At 68.4% G+C, this 22,243-nt stretch carries 19 protein-coding genes, 1 pseudogene and 1 riboswitch; of the genes and pseudogenes, 12 read left to right on the top strand and 8 right to left on the bottom strand.

From position 1 onward, the window contains the following. Window positions 1-120 precede the first annotated feature (120 nt). Entirely contained in the window at window positions 121-1,449 is a 1,329-nt protein-coding gene (locus tag HFL01S_RS03410; protein WP_169802307.1) for a GDSL-type esterase/lipase family protein, read from the top strand. A gap of 6 nt (window positions 1,450-1,455) precedes the next feature. On the opposite strand, the gene HFL01S_RS03405 is transcribed toward HFL01S_RS03410, so the two are convergent. The 3 genes from HFL01S_RS03405 to HFL01S_RS03395 all read right to left on the bottom strand — a co-directional run bounded on the left by HFL01S_RS03405 (window position 1,456) and on the right by HFL01S_RS03395 (window position 5,515). Continuing rightward, window positions 1,456-1,692, bottom strand: coding sequence for a hypothetical protein (locus HFL01S_RS03405; protein WP_157538754.1), 237 nt, complete (start codon window positions 1,690-1,692; stop codon window positions 1,456-1,458). A 155-nt stretch (window positions 1,693-1,847) separates the two neighbouring features. Beyond that, on the bottom strand, window positions 1,848-2,948 hold the full coding sequence (locus HFL01S_RS03400; protein ID WP_066254715.1) for a lipocalin-like domain-containing protein: 1,101 nt from the start codon (window positions 2,946-2,948) through the stop codon (window positions 1,848-1,850). After that, window positions 2,948-5,515: an FtsX-like permease family protein gene (locus HFL01S_RS03395; RefSeq protein ID WP_066254712.1), complete on the bottom strand. Its 2,568-nt coding sequence runs from the start codon at window positions 5,513-5,515 to the stop codon at window positions 2,948-2,950. The genes HFL01S_RS03400 and HFL01S_RS03395 overlap by 1 nt, the downstream gene beginning before the upstream one ends. Window positions 5,516-5,609: 94 nt before the next feature. Here HFL01S_RS03395 and HFL01S_RS25355 point away from each other — a divergent pair, with 94 nt between their 5' ends. The 10 genes from HFL01S_RS25355 (at window position 5,610) to HFL01S_RS03350 (ending at window position 15,205) form a co-directional block, all read left to right on the top strand. After that, complete coding sequence (locus HFL01S_RS25355; RefSeq protein WP_169802306.1) at window positions 5,610-5,780, top strand: hypothetical protein; 171 nt, start codon at window positions 5,610-5,612, stop codon at window positions 5,778-5,780. 80 nt (window positions 5,781-5,860) lie between these two features. Next, window positions 5,861-5,962, top strand: a riboswitch (TPP riboswitch). 60 nt (window positions 5,963-6,022) lie between these two features. Continuing rightward, window positions 6,023-7,063, top strand: a complete 1,041-nt coding sequence (locus HFL01S_RS03390; RefSeq protein ID WP_066255441.1) for a thiamine ABC transporter substrate-binding protein — start codon at window positions 6,023-6,025, stop codon at window positions 7,061-7,063. Window positions 7,064-7,065: 2 nt separating this feature from the next. Beyond that, the gene (locus tag HFL01S_RS03385; protein WP_157538753.1) at window positions 7,066-8,658 is read left to right on the top strand and encodes an ABC transporter permease; all 1,593 of its coding nucleotides are present in this window, start codon (window positions 7,066-7,068) and stop codon (window positions 8,656-8,658) included. Beyond that, window positions 8,651-9,304 carry an ABC transporter ATP-binding protein gene (locus tag HFL01S_RS03380; protein WP_066255444.1) on the top strand — a complete coding sequence of 218 codons (654 nt, stop codon included), beginning with the start codon at window positions 8,651-8,653 and terminating at the stop codon, window positions 9,302-9,304. The genes HFL01S_RS03385 and HFL01S_RS03380 overlap by 8 nt, the downstream gene beginning before the upstream one ends. A gap of 177 nt (window positions 9,305-9,481) precedes the next feature. Continuing rightward, window positions 9,482-9,892, top strand: a complete 411-nt coding sequence (locus HFL01S_RS03375) for a MarR family winged helix-turn-helix transcriptional regulator (RefSeq protein WP_369407712.1) — start codon at window positions 9,482-9,484, stop codon at window positions 9,890-9,892. A gap of 49 nt (window positions 9,893-9,941) precedes the next feature. Next, the gene (locus HFL01S_RS03370) at window positions 9,942-11,387 is read left to right on the top strand and encodes an efflux transporter outer membrane subunit (protein WP_066254706.1); all 1,446 of its coding nucleotides are present in this window, start codon (window positions 9,942-9,944) and stop codon (window positions 11,385-11,387) included. Window positions 11,388-11,421: 34 nt separating this feature from the next. Next, window positions 11,422-12,672: an HlyD family secretion protein gene (locus HFL01S_RS03365; protein ID WP_066254702.1), complete on the top strand. Its 1,251-nt coding sequence runs from the start codon at window positions 11,422-11,424 to the stop codon at window positions 12,670-12,672. A gap of 2 nt (window positions 12,673-12,674) precedes the next feature. Next, the gene (locus HFL01S_RS03360; protein WP_066254699.1) at window positions 12,675-14,279 is read left to right on the top strand and encodes a DHA2 family efflux MFS transporter permease subunit; all 1,605 of its coding nucleotides are present in this window, start codon (window positions 12,675-12,677) and stop codon (window positions 14,277-14,279) included. Window positions 14,280-14,333: 54 nt separating this feature from the next. Continuing rightward, window positions 14,334-14,777 (top strand): hypothetical protein, encoded by a 444-nt coding sequence (locus HFL01S_RS03355; RefSeq protein ID WP_066254696.1) that lies wholly within the window; start codon window positions 14,334-14,336, stop codon window positions 14,775-14,777. A gap of 80 nt (window positions 14,778-14,857) precedes the next feature. Further along, window positions 14,858-15,205 carry a heavy metal-binding domain-containing protein gene (locus HFL01S_RS03350; RefSeq protein WP_084383075.1) on the top strand — a complete coding sequence of 116 codons (348 nt, stop codon included), beginning with the start codon at window positions 14,858-14,860 and terminating at the stop codon, window positions 15,203-15,205. On the opposite strand, the gene HFL01S_RS03345 is transcribed toward HFL01S_RS03350, so the two are convergent. From HFL01S_RS03345 to HFL01S_RS03325, 5 genes are read right to left on the bottom strand one after another with little or no spacing between them, the layout of a single operon-like run. Beyond that, window positions 15,177-16,448: a lytic murein transglycosylase gene (locus tag HFL01S_RS03345; protein ID WP_084383074.1), complete on the bottom strand. Its 1,272-nt coding sequence runs from the start codon at window positions 16,446-16,448 to the stop codon at window positions 15,177-15,179. The two genes, HFL01S_RS03350 and HFL01S_RS03345, sit on opposite strands and share 29 nt — an antisense overlap. Window positions 16,449-16,464: 16 nt before the next feature. Further along, on the bottom strand, window positions 16,465-17,829 hold the full coding sequence (locus HFL01S_RS03340) for an MBL fold metallo-hydrolase RNA specificity domain-containing protein (RefSeq protein WP_066254695.1): 1,365 nt from the start codon (window positions 17,827-17,829) through the stop codon (window positions 16,465-16,467). A 41-nt stretch (window positions 17,830-17,870) separates the two neighbouring features. After that, on the bottom strand, window positions 17,871-18,617 hold the full coding sequence (locus HFL01S_RS03335; protein ID WP_066254693.1) for a class I SAM-dependent methyltransferase: 747 nt from the start codon (window positions 18,615-18,617) through the stop codon (window positions 17,871-17,873). Next, window positions 18,614-19,588, bottom strand: coding sequence for a glycosyltransferase family 2 protein (locus tag HFL01S_RS03330; protein ID WP_066254691.1), 975 nt, complete (start codon window positions 19,586-19,588; stop codon window positions 18,614-18,616). Before HFL01S_RS03330 ends, HFL01S_RS03335 begins: the two co-directional genes overlap by 4 nt. Before the next feature lie 8 nt (window positions 19,589-19,596). Beyond that, complete coding sequence (locus HFL01S_RS03325; RefSeq protein WP_066254688.1) at window positions 19,597-21,822, bottom strand: glycosyltransferase 87 family protein; 2,226 nt, start codon at window positions 21,820-21,822, stop codon at window positions 19,597-19,599. 218 nt (window positions 21,823-22,040) lie between these two features. On the opposite strand from HFL01S_RS03325, the pseudogene HFL01S_RS03320 reads away from it, so the two are divergent. Then, window positions 22,041-22,243 (top strand): annotated as a pseudogene (locus HFL01S_RS03320) (sulfate transporter subunit); the annotation flags it as partial.

The following is a 22,243-nucleotide window of genomic DNA, read 5'->3' as shown; positions in this document are numbered from 1 at the left end:
TCATCGACAGGCGCGCAACAGGTTGGTTGTATGCGGCTGTCCGTTGCGCCATCTGGACAAGTCTCTCTCATGCCTGCTTCCCGGTTTCCCCTTCTCTCACGTGTTGCCCTTGGTCTTGTGGTGGCCCTGCTGTCAGCCTGCGGCGGAGGCGCCGATCAGGACACGGAGCCGTCCACCAACTCTGCGACCAGTGCTGACGCGCCGTCTGGCACCCCATCGTTGCTGGACGAGTGGGCGCGCCATGCAGATTCGGGGCAACCGTTGGTGGTGGATGGCGAAGACGCCACAGAGGCCCACCTCGGAAAAGCCGCTCGACTCAACAGTGAACAGCTGGGCGAGTTCCAGCGCAAGTCCGCCTACGCACAGAAGTCCGGTGTGCTGACGCCCAAGGCCTTCACCGGGCTGGTGTCTGTCTACCGCTTTCTCAACCGGCAGACCGGTGCCCACTTTTACACCAGCAGCGAGTCGGAGCGCGACACCGTCATTGCCACGATGCCGCAGTTCGTGTTTGAGGGTGCAGCCTTCCTCGTCAGTCCCGTCGCACAAGATGGCCTGCTGCCGGTGCACCGGTTCTTCAACACGGTCAATGGCGTGCATCTCTACACCATCAGCGAGGACGAGAAGAACTACATCCAGGCCAACCTGCCGCGCTATGTCTACGAAGGCGTGGCCTACCACGCCAGCCCGGTCGGCGGTGTCGGGCTCAAGCCGCTGTTCCGCTTCTACCGTTCCGACCGGGGTTTCCACTTTTTCTCCGCCGACCACAACGAGCGGGACAATGTGATCGCCAACCTGTGCGCTTACCGCTACGAGGGCTCCTCCTACTATGTGATGGACCCCGCGGCTGTGACCGAGCCGCCGGCGGCCACGCCCAATGCGGTGGTGCTGGTGGTGGGCGATTCCCTGTCCCAGGGCTACGGCGTCAGCATCAACGGCAACCCCTACAGTTTTGTGTCACCGGGCAAGGTGTGGACCCAGAAACTAGCCACGGAGATCAGGGCCCGTACAGGACGGGCCTGCAACCGGCTGGTCAATGTCAGTGTGGGCGGCATGCGCACCGACCACGGGCTGGCACGCATCCAGGGGTGGTTGAACCAGTACGCGCCCACCCACGTCATCCTTGCGCAGGGGGCCAACGACGCCTGGCAAAACCGCGGGGTGTGGTCCATGGAGGCCAACCTGGGCGCGATGGCACAGGCCAGCCTGGCGGCGCACGCCAGGGTGTATGTGATGGACTTTGCCTTCTACCCCAAGGGCAGCGCGTACCGCCAGGGCATGACTGAGATGTACCAGCGCGTCGCGACCAACAATGCGGGCACCTACTTCGCCGGATCGGGTGGCATTCCGTTCACCAGCACCTACTACCACCCGGACCAGGTGCACCTGAAGGACGCTGCGCAGCCGGCCATCCTGGAAAACGTCTGGCAGACGCTCTTGCCGTCGTTTTGATTGCGTTCAGTGGGGGGCTGGTGACCGGGCCAGCACCCGCGAATGGGCGCGCTCCAGTTCACCAATGAGGTCGTCGATCTGTTCCATGAACTGGTCGCGGCTGGCGTACGGGTGGCGGGTGATCAGCTCGGTCGAGCGGTCGGCCAGCTCGGGTTCACCGGCCTGGCGGGCCCAGCGGCGCACCTCGCAGTAGGCCAGCAGGGCAAGGCGGCCCATGTCGCCGGTGCGGCGGGCGTGTTGCATGTCGCCGAGGAGGTCCTCAAGGCCGACTTGCAGGGGAGCAGTGGTGGTACCCATGGTGCAGTGCAGCATTATGGGTAAAACCGTTATGGGTTGCAACGAGTGAGCGCGTTTTAGGGGTTTCTCCCTTTTTGCGACGGTCTGACGCACGCATGTGCTCAGAGCACCAGGCGTTTCGCGTAGCCGGTCATCTCCAGGTAGCCGCGGCCGACGTGTTTTCCGTTGCTGTCGAACAGGTTGGACAGGCCCTCCCAGTACACGGTGCCGGTGCTGCCCTGGGCGTCCAGCTCCTGCGGGTCGATCACTGCCTTGACGGTGTAGAAGTCGGCCGGGGTGCGCACCATCCATTCGACGGGATAGCGCGCGCGGGTGCGCGGGCTGGTCCAGTGACGCTGTGGCACCCAGTCCAGCTCGCCGGGCCGGAAGCGGTAGATGTCGGTGGGGCTCTGCGCGCTGCCGGCGGCGCGGAAGGAGCCGCCCGCCCAGAGCTTGCTGCCGTCCTGGCGGCGCAGCTGGAAGGCGGTGACGCAGTGGCCGTCGAACAGGTTCATCCCGAACCAGTCCCAGCCCACGGCGTCGGGGTGCATCAGCGCTTCGCTCCACTCGTGGTCCAGCCAGGCCGTGCCCTGGACTTCGAAACGCTGGCTGTTGACGCCGAGCGTCCCTCGCACCGCCAGCTGCGGGTGGCTGACATAGAAGCTGGCCTGGGATGGCTCGGGCCCTTTGCGCGAGAAACCCTTCTCGCCCTGCAGCAGCCAGGCCTGTGTGGGCGTGGCCTCCAGGTCGATCTGCAGCTCGTCGCCTGGGGCGCGGGTGGTGTAGCGGCCATCGGCCTCTCGGCGCAGGAACCAGTCGCGGATGGCCACGTGGGTGTCTTCGGCGCTGGCGAATACCGCGCGCTCGGTGCGCGCCGGTGGTTCGCCGTTCCAGCGCGCCAGGCGCTGGTCGTGCAGCAGCCGGCCGCTGCGCACGTCGGTGATGGCGGCATGCGCGAACAGCAGCTGGCGCGCGGCCAGGCGGCCGGGCAGGGCTTCGGTGCCGTCGACGCGGCTGCGGAAGAAGGTGATCTGGAAGCCGAAGTCCCGCCCCGATGCGTCCTTCGCGTGGCCGGTCAGGTACCACCACTCGGTGCGGGTCTCGTTGTGGGTGCCGTGGTCGCGCGGGAACACGAGCGGGCGCGGCACCAGGTCGCGCGCGAACGCAGGCCACGGCACCGCCAGGCCGGCCGCGATCAGCGCCCGGCGTGTGAGACCGTTCATCACCAGTCCTCCTTGACGGCTTGCACCGCGTCACGGCCGGCGGCGGCGCGCCCGGCCAGCCAGGCCGTGACCGTCCCGGCGGCGATCACTGCGGTGCACAGCGCCAGCAGGCGCCACCAGGGCAGCGAGAGCTGCATAGTCCAGTGGAAACTCTGCGGGTTGACCACGTGCACCAGCACCACGCTGACCGCCAGTCCCAGCATCAGACCGGCCAGCGCACCTAGCGCGGTCCACGACAGGCCTTCGAGCGCGACCACGCCAAGGATCTGCCGGCGTGTCAGCCCCAGGTGCGCGAGCAGCCCGAACTCCTTGCGCCGCGCCAGCACCTGGGCGCTGAAGCTTGCGGCGACGCCGAACAGGCCGATGCCGATTGCCACCGCCTGCAGCCAGTAGGTGACGGCGAAGCTGCGGTCGAAGATGCGCAGCGAGGTGGCGCGGATCTGGCCCGCCGAGGCGAACTCGATGAGGTCTTGCGCACCCGCGGACTGGGCCAGCGCACGGATGGCCTCACGCACCGTGTCTTCGTCGGCGCCGGGTGCCAGGTGCAGCGCGAGGTCGTTGACGCGGCGGTCACCCGACAGCCGCTGGTAGTCCGCCAGATCAATGACCACGCTGCCTTGCTGGCGCGCGTAGTCGCGCCACACGCCGGCCACGAAGAGTCGCGTGCCGGAAGGCAGCGCCGGGAACGCCGGGGCGAGCGCGTCCAGCGAGCCGCCCGGGCGCGCGCCGTGCAGGTCCACCATGGCCTCGCTCACGTAGACCGTCACCGCACCCGCCGGCGGGGGTACCGCGTCGCCCACGAGCGGGAGGCGCTGGCCGGGCTCGCCGGTGTCGTCGTGCACCAGCGGCCGTGCCAGCAGGGTCACCGCCGGCCGGGCCGGGTCCACCAGCACCTCGGTGGCGCGCAGCGGGTCCACGCGGTCGACGCCCGGCACCGCGCGCACCGCGGCCACGAAGTCCGCCGGCAGGGTCTGCCCTTGCGCGCCGCTGCCCGCGCTGCGCACATACAGCGGCGCCGGCAGCACGCCGTCGAGCCACTGCGCCACCGAGTCGCGGAAGCTCGCCACCATCACCGTCAGCGCCACCGACAGCGCCAGACTCGCGACCATGCCACTGGTGGCCACGGCGGCGGTCTCGCGCAGACGCCGCGAGCGTTCGACCGCCAGCAGGGGCAGGGCCAGCCTGGCCGCACGGGGCGCCACGCGGTCCAGCAGGGCGCCCACCGCCAGCGGCAGGGCCGCGATGCCGCCCACCAGCAGCAGGCCCACCGACACATAGGCCGCCAGCGGAATGCCCGCGACAGGCGGTGCCCAGGCCAAGGCGGCGGCCAGGACCATCAACCCCAGAGCAAGCCGGTGGTTTCGACGGGACATCGAACCGGAGGCCCCCAGCCCCTTGAGCGCCAGCGCAGGCGCCATCGCGGCGGCGGTGCGCGCCGGCCACCAGCCGCCGGCCAGCGCGGCGACCACGCCCAGCGCACCGTAGAGCAGGGCGGCCGGCGTGCTCCAGTGCAGCGCGGGTGCGACGCCCGAAAAGTAGCCGCCGCCCAGATCACCGCCCAGCAGCCGCAGCGCGGCCACGGCCAGGCCGGTGCCCATCGCCACGCCCAGCGCGCTGCCGATCAGGCCCAGCAGCGCCGACTCGGCCAGCACCAGGCGCAGCCGTTCCGGCGCCGACAGGCCCAGCACGCCCAGCAGCGCGATCTGCTGCTGGCGCCGTGCGACCGACAGCGACAGCACCGAGAACACCAGGAAGCCGCCGGTGAACAGCGCCACCAGCGCCAGCACGGTCAGGTTGACCCGGTAGGCACGCGAGAGGTTGTCGGCGCGCTCACCCGCCTGGCCCGGCGGCTGGGCGATCACGTGGGGCGGCAGGGCGAGGGCGCGCACCAGCGACGGGGCATCGGTGCCGGGCTGCAGCCGCAGGTCGATGCGGCTGACCTCTCCGATGCGGTCCATCAGCGCCTGCGCCGCCGCAATGTCCATCACCAGCAGGGGCGCACCGGGTGCGTTGACGCTGCCGGCCACCCGAAAGGTCGCGCGCTCCAGGCCGCGCTGCACCTGCAGCGTGGCCGGCAGTTCGCCCGAGGGCGCCAGCACCTGCTGCGCCGCCGGGTTGAGGAACACCGCATCGGGGGCGAACAGCTCGAAGCGTCCCCGGCCCGCCGGATCGTCGCCCGGTGTGGGCAGCGGCATCAGCGCGGGCGAAACGGCGGCCACCGACAGGGCGTCCACACCGACCAGCCGCACGCCCTGGCGCTGGTCATTGGCCAGCAGCACCGAAGTGGACACCTCCAGCACCGGACTCGCTGCGGCCACGCCTGGGGCCTGCGCCACAGGCTCCAGCAACGCGTCGTCCAGCCCGCCCTGGCGCGCGCGCAGCGAGAGGTCGGGCTGGCCGTTCACCGCGCTCACCGCCCCGGAAAACTCCGCCAGCGCCGACGCATTGATCAGCTGCACCGCCAGCGCCAGCGCCACGCCCAGCATGACCGCCACCACGGCCGCGGCCGTGCGCCAGGGGTGGTGGCGCAGTTCCTGCAAGGAATAGGTCTTGAGCAGCGCAAACATCGTGCGAGCTTAGCGCTGCGGCCAGGGCCCCCATGGGGGACGTGGGCATGTGGTCCAATACGGGGTTTCCAACCAACTTCCCCTTGAGACCGACATGGGCAACAAAATCTTCACCGAAGCCGACCGCAAAGCCACCCCCCGTCCCACCGCCGCCAACGGCGTGGTGCTGCCCACGCCCGGCCGTGGCCAGCGCGTGAGCCTGGAGCGTGGTGTCGCCACGCGCAGCAAGAAGAACCCCGGCAAGCGTTCGAAGAAGGGCGGCTGATCGCCCGGAGGGTTTGTCCCTCGTCAGAAAGGCCCCTCGCGGGCCTTTTTCTTTTTCCGGCCCCGGCCGACTAAAATTCGTGCCTTCACCGGGGGTGCCGGTCCCGACGGGACGCGGCTGAGAAATACCCCTCTCACCTGATCTGGGTTGTGCCAGCGTAGGGAGCGTGACAAGCCGGTCCGCCGTTTGCCGTGGTCCGTCCTGCTCAAGCCCTCGCGGGCGTATTGACAAGGCGGATGCACATGCAACGGCGGTTTCTCTTTTCGGCGCTCTTCTCCCTCTCTTCGTTGTCGCTAGCGGGCCTGGCCCAGGCGCAGGCCCCCATGCCCCTGCGGGTGCTGACCCACAGCTCGTTCGACCTGCCCAAGGAGCTGCTGGCGCAGTTCGAGAAGGACTCGGGCGTGCGGCTGCAGATCGTCAAGGCCGGCGATGCGGGCGAGATGACCAACAAGCTGATCCTGACAAAATCCAAGCCGATCGCCGATGTCGCCTACGGCATCGACAACACCTTGCTGCCGCGCGCGCTGGCGGCGGGCGTGATCGAACCCTACACCGGCCCGGCGGCGCAGCGCGCGGCCGCAGTGACCCTGGAAGGCGGCGTGGTGCCGGTCGACTTCGGCTACGTCAACCTCAACATCGACAAGGCCTGGTTCGCGAAGAAGGGCCTGGCGCTGCCGGCCTCGCTGGACGACCTGGCCAAGCCCGCCTACGCCAAGCTGCTGGTGGTGCAGAACCCGGCCACTTCGAGCCCCGGTCAGGCCTTCCTCTACGCGACCATCGCCGGTCTGGGCGAGGAGGGCGCGTTCCAGTGGTGGGGCCGGATGCGCGGCAACGGCGTGAAGGTGGTCAAGGGCTGGACCGAGGCCTACTACACCGAGTTCACGCGCAACGGCGGCACGCGCCCCATCGTCGTAAGCTACGCCAGCAGCCCGGCGGCCGAGGTCTTCTACAGCAAGGAGAAGATCACCGAGTCGCCCACAGCCAACCTGTTCCTCAAGGGCGGCGTGTTCCGCCAGGTCGAGGGCGTGGCCCTGGTCAAGGGCGGCAACCCCGCCGCGCGCGAAGCCGCCGGCAAGTTCATCGAGTTCCTGCGCTCCGCCCCGGCGCAGCAGGCGCTGCAGACCACGATGTGGATGTACCCGGCCGAGGCCGGCGCGGCGCGGGTGGACGTGATGAAGACCCATGCGGTGGAGCCGACGGCGTTTGACAACCCGAACCCTGCCGACATGACTGCGAAGGGCAAGACCTGGCTGCAGCGCTGGACCAAGACCGTCCTGAAGTGAGGATGACCCGCCGCTGGCTGCTGCCTGCGCTGCCGCTGGTGTTTCTGGCGGTGGTTCTGGTGGCGCCGGTGCTGCGGCTGCTGGCCGAGGGGCTGGCGCCTGGCGCGGCCGACGGTGTCGAGCCGCTGCGCTGGCTCGACGTCTGGCAGGACGATTATCTGCGCTGGCGCGTGCTGTGGTCTTTCGCGCAGGCGGGCATCACCTGTGCGCTGGCGCTGCTGCTGGGCCTGCCTTGCGCCTGGGTGCTGGCGCGGCGCGAGTTTCCGGGGCGGGCGCTGGTGCTGCGCCTCTTGATGCTGCCCTTCGTGGTGCCGACCCTGGTGGCGGCCATGGGCGTGCTGGCGCTGTGGGGGCCGCGCGGACTGATCGGCGGGCCGCTGGCCGACGCCGGCATCGAACTCACCGACACGCCCTGGCTGCTGCTCTACGGCAACCTGTTCTTCAACCTCTGCCTGGTGGTGCGCGCCGGGGTCGACGCGCTGGAGCAGGTCGGCGCGCAACGGCTCGCAGCCGCGCGCACCCTGGGCGCCACGCCCTGGCGCGCGTTCTGGCGCATCGAATGGCCGGCCATCGCGCCCTGGCTGGCGTCGGCGCTGTGCCTGGTGTTCCTCTACTGCTTCGCGGGTTTCGGACTGGCCCTGGTGCTGGGCGGCCAGCGCTACGCCACCGCCGAGGTCGAGATCTACACCCTGGTGGCGCACGAGCTGGAGCTGGGCCGCGCGGGTGTGCTCGCGGTCTGGATGATGGTGCTGACCGGCGCTGTGGCCCTGGCCTACGCCTGGCTGGAGCGGCGACTGGCGGCGCCGGCGCGGGTCACGCCCGTGCTGCGGCAGCGGCCGGCCACGGTGGCGCAGTGGCTGGGCGTGGCGGGCGCGATGGGCTTGCTCGCGCTGGTCTGTGTCGCGCCGCTGGCGGCCATCCTCTGGCATGCCGCGTCGGCGCTGTTCGTCGGCCAGGGCGCGGCCGTGCTCACCGACCCCGACACCCTGGCCGCGCTGGGCAACACGCTGCGCTTCTCGGTGCTGGCCGTGGTCTTCGCCACCGCGCTCGGCCTGTCACACGCCTTCGCCCTGCAGGCTTCGGTGACCTGGCGCGCGCTGGCCTTCCTGCCCTTTGTTGTCTCGCCGGTCAGTGTGGCCTTCGGGCTGCTGCTGCTCTATCCGGACTGGAGCGCAAGCCTGGTCGTGCTGCTGGCGGCCTACGCGCTGCTGGCCTGGCCCTTCGTCACCAAGTCCGTCACCGCCGCGCTCGACGGCCTGCCGGCCCACTGCGCGCAGGCCGCAGCCACGCTCGGCGCCACGCCATGGCGCGTGTTCCGGCGCGTCACGCTGCCGATGATCGCGCCTGCGCTGCGGCGCGGCATGGCCTTCGCGGCCGCCACCGCGCTGGGTGAGTTCGCGGTCACGCTGTTTCTCTCGCGGCCCGAATGGACCACGCTCACCACGCTGATCCACCAGCACCTGGGCCGGCCCGGCGCCGCGCAGCTTGACGCCGCTTTCGTGCTCGCGGCGCTGCTGATGGCGCTGGCGCTGCTGGCCTTCCTGCTGATCGAGGGCCGCGACCGCCGCGCCGGGGACAATGCCCGCCATGCTTGAACTGCGCGACATCCACAAACACTGGCACGACGCACCCGAATGGCCGCTGCTATCGGGCGTGAACCTGCGCGTGGACGCGGGCGAGACGGTGGCGCTGCTCGGCGCCTCGGGCAGCGGCAAGAGCACGCTGCTCAAGATCGTGGCCGGGCTCGAAGCGCCGGAGCAGGGCAGCGTGTGGTTCGACGGCGTGGACATCACCGGCTGGCCGCCCGAGCGGCGGGGCTTCGCGCTGATGTTCCAGGACTTCGCGCTGTTCCCCCACCTGAATGTGCGCGACAACGTGGCCTTTGGCCTGATCGAGCAGCGCGTGCGCAAGGCCGAGGCGCGCGAGCGCGCGCAGGCCATGCTGGCACGCTTCGGCCTGGCCGGTCACGGTGACGCGCGCGTCTGGACCCTTTCGGGCGGCGAGCAGCAACGGGTGGCGCTGGCGCGGGCGCTCATCACCCGGCCCAGAGCGCTGCTGCTGGATGAGCCTTTCAGTGCGCTGGATGCCCACCTGCGCGAGCAACTGCGCGACGAGTTTCGCGAGCGTATCGCCGAGGCCGGCATGACGGCCATCCTCGTCACGCACGACGCGCAGGAGGCCCGGGCCATGGCGCAACATGCGTGGACCTTGCGCGAGGGGCGCCCGCAGTCCCTGTGGTGAGCGTTCGACAGAGGCCCTGACGTTGTTCGGGTTATAAGGTGCCTGGTCATTAATTGACTAGGCAGTTATATACTTGGGCCCCCATCGTCGACCGCCGCTGCCATGCCCAGACCTCCGAAACCCGTCCAGTTTTACAAGGCGGAAACCTACAACGCCGAGGAAAGCCTGGGCTTTCTCATGAAGCGGATCTTGCTGTCCGTCGTTCAGCAGGTGGACAAGCGGCTGGTCGAGCACGACCTCACCACCGCCCAGTGGGGGCCTCTCAAGCACCTGCAGCTCAATGGTGGGCGCAGCACGGTGGCTGAGCTGGCCCGCTGGACGAATTCCGATGGCGGCGCCATGACACGCCTTCTAGACCGTCTGGAGAAAAAGGGCCTGTGCAAGCGGGTACGGTCGACCGAAGACCGGCGGGTGGTGATGGTCGAGCTCACACCGGAGGGCGAGGCGGCGCTGGTGCATGTGCCACAGGTCCTGTCGGACGTGCTCAACGCCCACCTGGCAGGGTTTTCAAAGTCGGAATGGGAGTCCCTCAAGGGTTACCTGACACGCATGGCCGAGACCGGGGATGCATTGCGCGATGCCGGGTGAAGGCGGCACCGGTTCGCCGTTTTTTTTGGCTAAAAAATTGACTAAGCAAATGAAGCCTGATCAGTTAATTGCTTTCCGCCTCGGCTCCGCCGCGGTGGTTCTGGCTGCGGCTGGCCTTCTGGCTGGCTGTGCCAGCACGGAAGGGATTTCCGCATCTGCACAGCCGCTGAACGCCTCCGACGTGGGTTTGGCGCAGACCGCGGCGCCCGCCCCGCTGGCCACCGACTGGTGGAGGGCCTGGGGCGACGACACGCTGTCGGCTCTCATCGAGCAAGCCCTGCGATCGCAGCCCAGCCTGAAGGTGGCGCAGGCAAGGCTGGCCCGGGCGCAGGCCGCGGTGGAGGGCGAGCAGTCCACCAGCGGCCTTCATGTGAATGCGTCGGCCGACACCACCCGCGAGCATTTCAGCGCCACGAGCATCTACCCGGCTCCGCTGGGGGGCTCCATCCGGACCCTGGCGAACGTGCCGGTGGCCGCCCAGTGGGAGTTCGACTTCTTCGGGCGCCACCGGGCCGCCCTGGACGCAGCGCTGGGCCAGACCCGCGCTGCGCAGGCCGACCTGCAGGCGGCCCGCAACCTGCTGGCCAGCCAGGTGGCACAGACCTGGGTGCAGCTGGGACGGCTGCAGGCGCAGCGCGAGGTGGCGCAACGCACCTTGACCCAGCGGCAGGAAATGCTGGCCGTGATCCGCCAGCGCGTGGACGCGGGGCTCGACACCCGTGTCGAACTGCGCCAGGGGGAGGGGGCGTTGCCCGACGCGCGCCAGCAGATCGAAGCGGTCGATGAACAGATCGCGCTTGCGCGCCATGCGCTGGCCGCGTTGGTGGCACAGCCACCGAACGCATTCGAGACACTCAGGGTGGACCTGTCGCGGTTGCAGGCCGGTGATCTGCCAACCGGGGTGCCGGCGGACCTGCTGGGCCGTCGGCCCGACCTGGCCGCCGCGCGCTGGCGCGTGGAGGCCGCCACGCGCGGAGTGGACGTGGCCCGTGCGCAGTTCTATCCCAACGTCAACCTCACCGCGTTCATCGGTCTCTCCAGCATCGGGCTGGACCGTTTGATCGAGGCGGACAGCCGCCAGTTCGGCGTGGGGCCGGCGATCCGCCTGCCGATCTTCGACAGTGGGGCCCTGCGCGCCAACCTGCGGGGGCGCACCGCCGAGCTGGACGCCGCCATCGAGGGCTACAACAGCGCGCTGCTGGAATCGGTGCGCGACGCAGCCGACCAGCTCAGCAGCCTGCAGTCGGTGCAGCGCCAGCAGGCCGAGCAGGCCCAGGCCCTGGCCGCCGCCGAATCAGCGTACGACATCGCGCTGCAGCGCTACCGCGCCGGGCTGACCGGCCACCTCACCGTGCTGACCGCCGAGACCACGCTGCTCACCCAGCGACGCCTGGGCGTGGACCTGCAGGCCCGAGACCTGTCCGCCCGCATCGGTCTGGTGCGTGCACTGGGCGGTGGCTTCACGGACGACACCCCCACACCTTCGCGAGGCTGAGAACGCGTGCTCCCAACGCTCAAGGAAACCCGACATGAACACCCCCAACACCACCACTCCTGAACCCCAGGGCAACAGCGCCCGCCGCCGCAAGGCACTCACCGGCGTGGCCGCCGCCGTGGCGCTGGCAGCCGTCGGCTACGGCGCCTACTGGGCGCTTGTGCTCAATCACTACGAAACCACCGACAACGCCTACGTGCAGGGCAATGTGGTGCAGCTCACCCCGCAGGCTGGTGGCACCGTGGTGGCCATCAATGCCAACGACACCGACCACGTCAAGGCCGGCCAGTGGCTGGTCCGCCTGGACCCGGCGGACGCCAAGGTCGCGCTTGACCAGGCCGAGGCCCAGCTGGCCCAGACCGTGCGCGAGGTGCGCACGCTGTATGCCAACAACCGCACCCTGGCCGCGCAGATCGCCTTGCGCGAGGCCGACCTGGCCCGCGCACAGAGCGAGCAGGCCCGGTTGCAGGACGACGTGAACCGCCGCCAGCCGCTGGTGGCCACCGGCGCAGTGGGGCGCGAAGAGTTCAACCACGTCAGCGCCCAGCTGGCCGCGGCCCGCAGCAGCGCCGAGGCGGCGCGCTCGGCCCTGCTGGCCGCGCGCGAACAGCTCGCGTCCAGCCAGTCCCTCACCGAGGGGGTAGCCTTCGACCAGCACCCGAACGTGCAGCGCGCTGCGGCGCGGGTGCGAGAGGCCTTCCTGGCGCTGCGCCGGGTGGAGGTGCAGGCGCCTGTGGACGGCTATGTGGCGCGCCGCAACGTGCAGCTTGGCCAGCGTGTGCAGGCCGGCGCACCGCTGCTGTCGGTGATCGCACTCGACCGGGTCTGGGTCGAGGCCAATTTCAAGGAAAGCCAGTTGCAGAAGCTGCGCCTGGGCCAGCCGGCCGAGCTCACCGCCGACGTGTACGGCGCCAGGGTGGTCTACCACGGCCAGATCGATGGCCTCGGCGCCGGCACCGGCGCCGCCTTCGCCCTGCTGCCGGCGCAGAACGCCACGGGCAACTGGATCAAGGTGGTGCAGCGCGTGCCGGTGCGCATCAAGCTCGATGCCGCCGAGCTCCAGCAGCACCCCTTGCGCGTGGGCCTGTCGATGGAAGCCCGTGTGGACGTGAGCCAAACCGATGGCAGCGTGCTGGCTGCCGACACCCGCACCGAGCCGCCGGCCGAGACCAAGGTGTTCGAGCAGGACAGCCGCGAGGCCGATGCCCGCGTGCATCAGATCATCGCGACCAACAGCGGCGGCGCCCGTGTCCACGCCGCCGCGGCGGGTGGCAACGGAGCCTGATCATGTCGGCCGCCGTCACCGCGCAGCCGGACGCCGCTGCGCCACCACCACCGCCTTCGCCTCCCGCGCGGCCGGTGGCCTACCCGCCCCTGCAGGGGCGTGAACTGGTGCTGGGCACATTGGCGCTGTCGCTGGCCACGTTCATGAACGTGCTCGACACCTCCATCGCCAACGTCTCCATCCCCGCCATCGCGGGCGACATGGGCGTGAGCCCGGCACAGGGTACATGGGTCATCACCTCGTTCGCGGTGGCCAACGCCATTGCCGTGCCGCTGACCGGCTGGCTCACGCAGCGCTTCGGTCAGGTGCGCCTCTTCACCATGAGCGTGCTGCTGTTCGTCGTGGCGTCCTGGCTCTGCGGCCTGGCGCCCAACATCGAGCTGCTGATCGCCTTTCGCGTGCTGCAGGGCCTGGTGGCCGGTCCCATGATCCCGCTGTCGCAGACCCTGCTGCTGGCCAGCTACCCGCCGGCCAAGGCCGGCATGGCGATGGCCATGTGGGGCATGACGGTGCTGGTTGCGCCGGTGGCCGGCCCACTGCTGGGGGGCTGGATCACGGACAACATTTCCTGGCCCTGGATCTTCTACATCAACATTCCTGTGGGCCTCTTTGCCGCCGCGCTGACCTGGTCGATCTATCACAAGCGCGACCCGGGGCCGCGCCGCGTGCCGCTGGACGTGGTGGGTCTGTTGCTGCTGGTGCTGTTCGTCGGGACGATGCAGATCATGATCGACAAAGGCAAGGAGCTCGACTGGTTCGAGTCCGGCGAGATCATCGCCCTGACCGTTGTGTCGGTGGTCAGCTTCCTGTTCTTCCTGGCCTGGGAACTGACCGACCAGCACCCCATCGTCGAACTGCGCCTCTTCGCGCGCCGCAACTTCCTCACCGGCACGCTGTCGCTGTCGGTGGCCTATGGTCTTTTCTTCGGCAACGTGGTGCTGCTGCCGCTGTGGCTGCAGCAGTTCATGGGCTACACCGCCACCTGGGCTGGGCTGGCCACGGCGCCGGTCGGGCTGCTGGCGATCGTGCTCTCGCCCTGGGTCGGCAAGAACGTCAGCCGCATCGACCCACGCAAGCTGGCGACGGTAGCGTTCGTGGGCTTCGGACTGGTGCTCTGGATGCGCTCGCACTTCAACACGCAGGCCGACTTCACGACGATCCTGATCCCGACGGTTCTACAAGGCGCTGCCATGGCGTTCTTTTTCATCCCGTTGCAGGCCATCGTGTTTTCGGGGCTGACGCCGCAGCAGATGCCCTCGGCCGCCGGGCTGTCGAACTTTGTGCGCATCACCGCGGGTGCGGTCGGCACCTCGCTGTTCACCACCCTGTGGGACAACCGCGCCGCCATGCACCATGCACAACTGGTTGAAGCCGTGCACAACGGCAGCGCCACCGCCGTGGGCACCCTGGACCAGCTCATGGCCTCCGGCATGAGCCGTGAGCAGGCGCTGGCCAGCATTGATCGCATCCTCAGCCAGCAGGCCTACACCCTCGCGGTGACCGACCTGTTCTATCTGTCCTCGGGCCTGTTTTTCCTGCTGGTCGGCGTGGTGTGGCTTTCCAGGCCTTCGCGCGGTGCTGCGGGCGGCGGGGGCGGGGCGCACTGATGCCGGCAGCAGGTGCAGCGCGGCAGGGCCGCCGCGCTGCATGAGAATGGCGGCATGGACGCATACCTGCTCATCGGCAACGCCAACACCCGCAAGACTTCCGTCATCCGCAGCCTCACCGGCTGCTTCAACCGCAGCGTGCGCGACATCCAGCTGCAATCGGGCAAACCGGTGCGCTTCTATGCCCGCGTCGGTGCGCTGCAGAACACCCGCACGACGCTGGACGATTTTGTCCAGGAGGTGAACCGTTCGCGCTGCCAGGCGGTGCTGTTCGCCCTGTTGCCGAATGCCGTGCACACCGACCTCATGGGCTACCCCGACGCCCTGACCTATGTGGCCGGTCTGCGCGAGCGGGGCTGGCGCATCAAGGGCGTGGCGGTGCTGGGGCAGGACGGTGGCGGTGTGCGTGCGACCAACCTGCGCCAGTACATCCAGGCCGGCACCGCGCCGGTCAACGTCACGGCCCGCGAGGTGCGCGCCCAGTTCGGCTGGCTCTGATCGCCGCACCCGGGCCGTGTGGTCACAATGATCGGGCACCGTGCCGCACGGTGCGTTCTCAACTCAAACGGAGTACACAGATGGGCTGGTTTTCCAAAAGCACCGATGGCTTTTTCCTCTCGACGACCACACCACCGGACATCAAGCAGAGCCAGTACCTGGGCGTGGTCAATGGCGAGGCCATCATCGGCGCCAACATCTTCCGCGACATGTTCTCGTCCGTGCGAGACGTGGTCGGCGGCCGGGCTGGGGGCTACGAGCGGGCGCTGTCGGGTGCTCGCGATGCGGCGCTGGAAGGCCTGATCGAGGCCGCGAAAGAGCTGGGCGCCAACGGCGTGATCGGCATCGACTTCGACTACGAGGTCATGGGCGAGACCAACGGGATGATGATGGTGGCCGTCAGCGGGACGGCGGTGAAGCTGGGGTGATTTCCTCGGCAGGCGCGGCAGGCAATGAAGGCGGCGTCTCCCCGCGCAGCGCTTGCAACAACTTCATCCCCCCACGCCCGTTGACCTCTTGGCCCAGCCGCTCCTGCTCGGCGCGGATCGCACTGCGGCTCTTGTCGCCGAGCATGCCGTCGACCAGCCCCACCTCGTGGCCGGCTAGCAGCAGCAGGACCTGCAGTTCGCGCCGTTCGGCGCGCGAGAGGCCGGGGTCGTCGGTGGGCCAGGGTGTGGTGAACGGACCGGCGCCGCGCAGCCGGTCGCTCAGGTGGGCAATGGCCAGGCCGTAGCTTTCGGCGGCGTTGTAGCTGTAGATCGCGTCGAAGTTTTTGAACACCAGGAAGGCCGGGCCGGTGGGGCCGGCGGGCGTCATCAGGCCAGCGCTGCCCAGGCTCGCGGGCAGCGCCGAGCCGTCAACCTTGCGCAGCCCGCGCGCCGCCCATTCGCTGACCGGCCGCTTGCTGCGCCGGCCTTCACCGTCGGTGCTGAAGCCGGGCGGCAGCTGCACCTCGAAGCCCCAGGTCTGGCCGCTCTGCCAGCCGGCCTTGCTGAGGAAATTGGCGGTGGAGGCGAGCGCATCGGCGGTGTTGTCCATCAGGTCGCGCTTGCCGTCGCCGTCGCCGTCCACGGCCAGGCGCTCGAAGGTGGTGGGCATGAACTGCGTGTGGCCGAAGGCGCCCGCCCAGGAGCCGAGCAGGCGCTCGGGCGTGATGTGGCCGGCCTGCAGGATGCGTATGGCCGAGTACAGCTCGCCCTGGAAGAAAGTCTGGCGCCGGCCGTAGCACGACAGCGTGCCCAGCGCCTGCACCAGCGGGTACTTGCCCTGGCTCTGGCCGAAGTTGCTCTCCACCCCCCAGACCGCGACCACGGTGGCGGGGTCGACGCCAAAACGCTGCTGCACACGTTCAAGCACCGCTGCGTGCTGCTGCAACATGGCCTGGCCCTGCTGCACACGTTCGTCGTCCACCAGGCCGCTGAGGTAGTCCCAGATCGGCATGCTGAACTCGGGCTGGTAGTTCAGCTTGTCGATCACGCTCATGTCGGGCGTGAGGTCGCGGGTGAGGAAGCGGGAGGTGGTTTCCGACACGCCGTTGCGGCGCGCGTCGTCGCGCAGGCCGTCGAGGCACTGGGTGAACTCGGGCGGGATGGCGGTGGGTTCGGTCTGCGCGAAGGCGGGCAGGGCGATGGCCAGCGCGGCAGCCGGCAGAAGCGAGGAGAGACGGTTCATGAAAACGGAAAAGGAATCAGACAGCCCAGGTGGAACCGTGTTCGGGAACGAGAGCGCGCCAGCCGAGTTCGCGCTCGATGCGCTGGCGCAGTGCGTCGGAGGCGCCCATGTCGCCGTGGGTGACGAACACGCGGTGCGGTGCGTGCGGTGAGGCGCGCAGCCAGTCCATGAGCTGGCTGGCGTCGGCGTGGGCCGAGGCGGACTGCAGCTGCACGACCTCGGCGCGCACCTGCACGTCCTGCCCGTGAATGCGGATGGCCTTGTTGCCGCGGGACAGCGAGTCGCCGCGCGTGCCCGGTGCCTGGTAACCGGTGAGCACCACCATGTTGCGGTGGTGGCCCAGGTACAGCGCCAGGTGGTGCAGCACGCGGCCGCCGGTGGCCATGCCGCTGGCCGAGAGGATCACCTTGGGGCCGTGCTGCTGGGCGATGGCCTTGGACTGGTCGACCGAGGTGATCATCTTCGCCACATGCTCCATGTCGCGGCACTGCGCGGCGTTCAGGCGGTGTTCGCCCAGGTGGCGGTCGTAGAGGTCGGTGGTGTGCACCGCCATTGGACTGTCCAGGTAGATCGGCAGGCTGTGTGGCAGCACGCCGTTGGCCTTGAGCAGGGCGATGGCGTGCAGGATCTCCTGCGCGCGGCCGACGGCGAACACCGGCAGCACCGCGGTGCCGCCCCGCGCGGCCACGCGCTGCAGGGCCGGGCCGAGTTCGGCCAGCACATCTTCGTCGGGGTGCTCGCGGTCGCCGTAGGTGGACTCGATCACCACCGCGTCGGCGGCCAGCGGTTTTTCGGGCGGCAGCATCAGCATGTCGTCGGGCCGGCCCAGGTCGCCCGAGAACAGGATCTTCTTGCCGCCCACTTCCAGCAGCAGGCAGGCGGCGCCGAGGATGTGGCCGGCGCGGAGGAAGCGGGCTGTCCAGCCGTGCAGCGGCTCGAAGGCACGGTCCATAGGCACGGTGTGCAGCAGCTTGAGCGAGTTGAGCGCGTCGGCCTCGGTGTACAGCGGCAGGGCGGGCGCGTGTTTGCTGAAACCCTTGCGGTTGGCGAAGGCCGCGTCTTCTTCCTGGATGTGGCCGCTGTCGGGCAGCAGGATCTGCGCGAGGTCGCGCGTGGCCGGCGTGCACCAGACCTTGCCGTGGAAACCTTCCTTGGCCAGCAGCGGCAGGTAGCCGCTGTGGTCCAGGTGGGCGTGGGTCAGCAGCACGGCGCCGATGTGGTTGGGCTGCACCGGCAGCGGGTCGCGGTTGCGCAGGCGCAGCTGCTTGTAGCCCTGGAACAGACCGCAGTCGACCAGCAGGCTCTGGCCGTTGAACTCGACGAGGTACTTGGAGCCGGTGACCGTGCCCGCGGCACCGAGGAAGCGGATGTGGACGTTCATCCGAGGCATGTTACCCCGCAGATCGTGTCGTGCCTCGCGTCTCAGCCCTGCTTGCGCAGACAGGCGTAGTAGGAGAGTCCCCAGCTTCGCGCTGTGCCGGGGTGGGTCGCTCGGACTTCCCACCGGAAGACAGCCAGCAGCAGGCGACTGACCAGACCCTGGCGCGGGACGGGTTGCTTGTCGATCTGCTTTGCAGGCGCGATGCGTGTCTTCAACACCCAAGCCAGCCGGGACGCGATGGCCAGGGGGAACAACAGGGTGTTGAAGTGACTGTCGGCCAGCAGTTCGAGGCCGGGTGGAACGACCGAGCGGAAGGCCTTGCGTGTGTACCGGCGGTGGTGCCCCAGTGCCACGTCGTGCCGTGTGAAGAACCAGGGGTGCGCGGGTACGGTGATCAGCAACAGGCCTCCCGGGTTCAGTTGTTCCTTCATCCACTCCAGCGCCATCCGGTCATCCTCGATGTGTTCAATGACATCGAGAGCACAGACGATGTCGTAGCGGCGGTCGAGTCGGCTCGGAATGCCCGCGTGAATGACGGTTCGCACGTCGTCGCGCTGGCGCAGCGCCTGAACACCCATGTCTGCGATCTCCATGGCGTCCACGCTGCCGAACTGCCTAAGTGCGGGCACGTTCTGTCCGGCCCCCGCACCCACTTCCAGCACTTCCAGCGCACCACGTGCGCTCTCGGGGATGAAGAACCCGAGCACACGCGCCACCATCTCGCTGCGGCCCGCGTGCAGCCAGCCCGTCGACTCTTCGACATAGCGGCCATAGGCTTGTGCTTTCATGGCGTGGCGTCCGGCGACTTTGCCGGGAGCGGTGGCACCGTTCGTTCGGCCACGAAGATCGCATGGTCCCTGGGTTGGTTGAGTTTGATGAAGAACTCGGCAATCACACCCAGCGACACGAGCTGGACCGACATCACCGACACCAGTACACCGAACATCAGCAACGGCCGGCTGCCGATGGGCCCAAGCCCCAGCAGCCAGAGAATGGACAGGTAGAGCAGCACACCAAAGCCCAGCAGACCCAGCAGGATGCCCAGCCCTCCGAACAGGTGCCCGGGCTTGTTCAGCCAGCGCGTGATGGCAACCACAGTGATCAGATCCAGCGCGCCGCGTGCGTAGCGCTCCCATCCGTAGTGCGAACGTCCGTGGGTTCGGGGGTGGTGCTCGACAGCCAGCTCGGTGACCCGGAACCCCAGGTCGTGGGCCAGCACCGGGATGAAGCGGTGCAACTCACCGTAGAGCACGATGTGGTCGATGACCTCGCGGCGGTAGCACTTGAAGCCGCAGTTGAAGTCGTGGAGGCGAATGCCCGTGATGGTCGATGTCACCCGGTTGAAGAACCGGGAGGGCAGGGTCTTGGTCCGGGGGTCGTGGCGCACCCGTTTCCAGCCGGAGACGAGATCAAAGCCTTCTTTGATCCTGGCGACGAAACGCGGGATTTCCTTGGGGTCGTCCTGAAGGTCGGCATCCATGGTGAACACCAGCTTTCCACGGCTTTCGCGGAACCCGGCCGACAGTGCGGCGGCTTTGCCGAAGTTGCGCCGCAGCCGGATGCCTCTCACCACGCCATGGTGTCGCAGCGCCAGCTCGTCGATCACTGACCAGGTTCGGTCCGTACTCCCGTCGTCCACGAGGAAGATGTCGAACGAGTGCATCTCAGGCTCCTGGCGTACGGCCTCGCAGATCTGCTCGACCAGGGTGGCGAGCGTGGCCTCTTCGTTGTGTGCGGGGATGATGAAGCTTGTGTCCATGGGGCATCCTATCGGGTGTTCGCTGCGCCAGCGGAAAGCGTCAGCCCCTGCAGCCCGAGCCCCAACGCGCGGGGGTCCTTGCCCAGTGCAAGTTCTGCGGGCGAGGCGGGACGGCGGACGCGGAAACCGAGCACCACCTGACCTTCAGGGAACTGCTCGACCCGCAGCCGCAGTGTCTGAGCGTTCGTCTGTCTGAATTCCCAGATCTGCACCAGGCGCCCGTTCACCGACACCTCCACCGATTGCAACGGATGCGCCAGTGTGACCAGGGCATGGGCCTGCAGGGTGATGTCCAGCGGCGGGCTTGCGCCAGGGGGCAGGGGAATCAGCAGCTCGGCGTAGACGCCCTGTGTCCACTGGCCCCAGGGTTCGACTTCTCCCCAATGGAACCGGCTGGCGATGCCCTGTGACGAGAACATCGCTGGCGTGATGAACTGGTCCATCCTGGGGGACCCTGTCAGCGGTGGGGTCTCGAAACCAACCGATCCAAAGCGCTCCTGTTCGCTGCCCGTGGCTGCGCCCCACTTGACCGAGAAGCTGTCCCAGCGGATGGGGCGTTGTGAGAACAGATCGTAGGCATGGCCTTGCAGCATGTCTGATGTGATCGGCAGCGGCTTAGGCGCGCCTGGCGTGACCCACCCCTCCCAGAGCAGGAAGGCCCCTTTGTGGACCTGTGCATGTGTGCGCGCGGACGCGAACAGCATGACCATCGGCAGCGCTTGGTTCGCGTCGTGCTGGTGCACGACGAAACGGCCACTCGCCCCTTTAGGGCCCATGACCTGCAGCCCCTGCTCGAAGCCACTGGTGAGGAACACGCTCGCGGTTCCCGTTGGGTTTGTTTGAGTGAATTGCCGGTCCGACACAGGTAGCGAGGGAAGCAACGAAGGCTCCAGCGGAAACCACGCCAGCGGAGGACGGAAGAGGGCACGGGATGGGTCGGCAACCGTGGCGGCAGAGGGCGGCAGCGTCGAGTGCTGCAACACCAAAGTGAGCAACACAGCGGTGGTACCCAGCCAGGGGTGTGCCCGCCCGACCTTCGTGGTCCCAGACTGGTCGTCAGCGCGGCCGACCAGCAGCGCCAGTGGCAGCAAGGGCAGGGACTGCATCAGGTAGCGGGATCCGTAGCTCTGCCCGCCACCGAATCCGTTGGTGGGGAAGGCCAGGGTCTGCAGCAGATAGTGGGCGAGGAAGCCCGCCAGCAGCCAGAGCCCCGCGCGATGGCGCCGGGCCAGCACGCCAACCATCAGGGCCACCGCGACCGGGAAGTAGGGCAGCAGTCCTGTCTGTCGACCCCAGAAAAGATCAAACAGCTTTTCTGGCACGAGATGAAGGTTATGCACCAAGGTGTTTGACAGGGCGGCCATGTCGAAAACGTGTCCAAACGCGTTAGGGGCTGGGGGTACCCAGCCCTCCTCCAGCGGAAATGGCGGATCGGCCAGGACGAATCGCAGACCCTGGTAGCTGAGCAACTGGCCGTCCAGGGACATCTGCAGGGCAGCAGGAAGCAGCCATCCCAGCGCCAGGCCGACACCCAGTGCGACCAAGGTAGTGACGCGGCTGTGGCGTGCTGCGAGCAGCAGAAAGGGAAGCAGCAGTGCGAACGTGGGCTTCTCGGACACCGCCAGCCCGAGCAGCACGCCAGCCATCGCGCGGGCCGCTCCATCGTTTCGGGTCAGGAGCAGATAGCCACCCGCATAGAGCAGCAGCGCGATCAGCAGGTCCGGGTGCGCCACCATGGACCAGGCGATGAAGGGCCCCAGCAGAAACAGGGCAGCTGTCATCAGGTGCGGCAGATGTGTTCCGTAGCTGGTGCCGATGCAGCGCAAGGTCAGGCGGACCATGATGGCCAGCGCCAGCAGGTTGAGCACCACCAGGCCCGATGTGCCCATGAGGCCGTAGAAGGGGGCGGCCAGCAACGCGTACAGCGGCGGCTTCGCGAAGAACAGATCGCCTTGCGCATTGAGCTTCAGAAAGCTGCCCCGCGGGCCACCGGCGGCGGGAAACCGGGCGTTGAAGCGATCCAGATCTTCCAGCGTGTACCTGAGGTCGTGGTCATGCCACAAGCTCATGGTGGCCATGATGTGCGACGACTGGTCGCCAAAGGGTTGCCATTCGGCATCGGACCGATGGTTGGTCAGGGCGCTGACCAGCACCAGCGCCGCCAGTGCCACCCAGAAGAGTGGCCGTAGGGGAAGGTGCAGGAGGTGAGGCGGCCAGATCGCGCGGACATTCATGCGGCTGATGGTAGTCGCCGCATGTACATCGCCTCTGATAGGGCTTCCGTGGGCGCTGCTCAGTTGATTTGGTAATAAACAACTGAAAACGTATTTTTTCCAGTTTTGAAGACTGGCGGTCCTGACCCACTGCATTGATCGCCCAATCCGGAGCAACACCATACGCGCCCGCCCCTCAGTTCCCTCATTCCCTCTTCACCGCAGCCGCCCTGACCGCCGACACGGGTGTGCGCGGTTCGTCGGTCACCTTCGTGCAGCGCAACCAGGGCGACGTGTTCATCAGCTGGGAGAACGAGGCCTACCTGCTGGAGAAGGAGTTCGGCAGCAAGGTGGACTTCGTCTACCCCTCGCTGTCCATCCTGGCCGAACCGGCCGTGACCGTGGTTGACAAGAACGTGGACAAGAAGGGCACCCGCGCGTT

This window comes from Hydrogenophaga flava NBRC 102514 (assembly GCF_001571145.1).
GTDB lineage: Bacteria > Pseudomonadota > Gammaproteobacteria > Burkholderiales > Burkholderiaceae_C > Hydrogenophaga > Hydrogenophaga flava.
The sequence above is the reverse complement of the archived record's forward strand: the minus strand, read 5'-3'. Positions and strand labels throughout refer to the sequence as shown.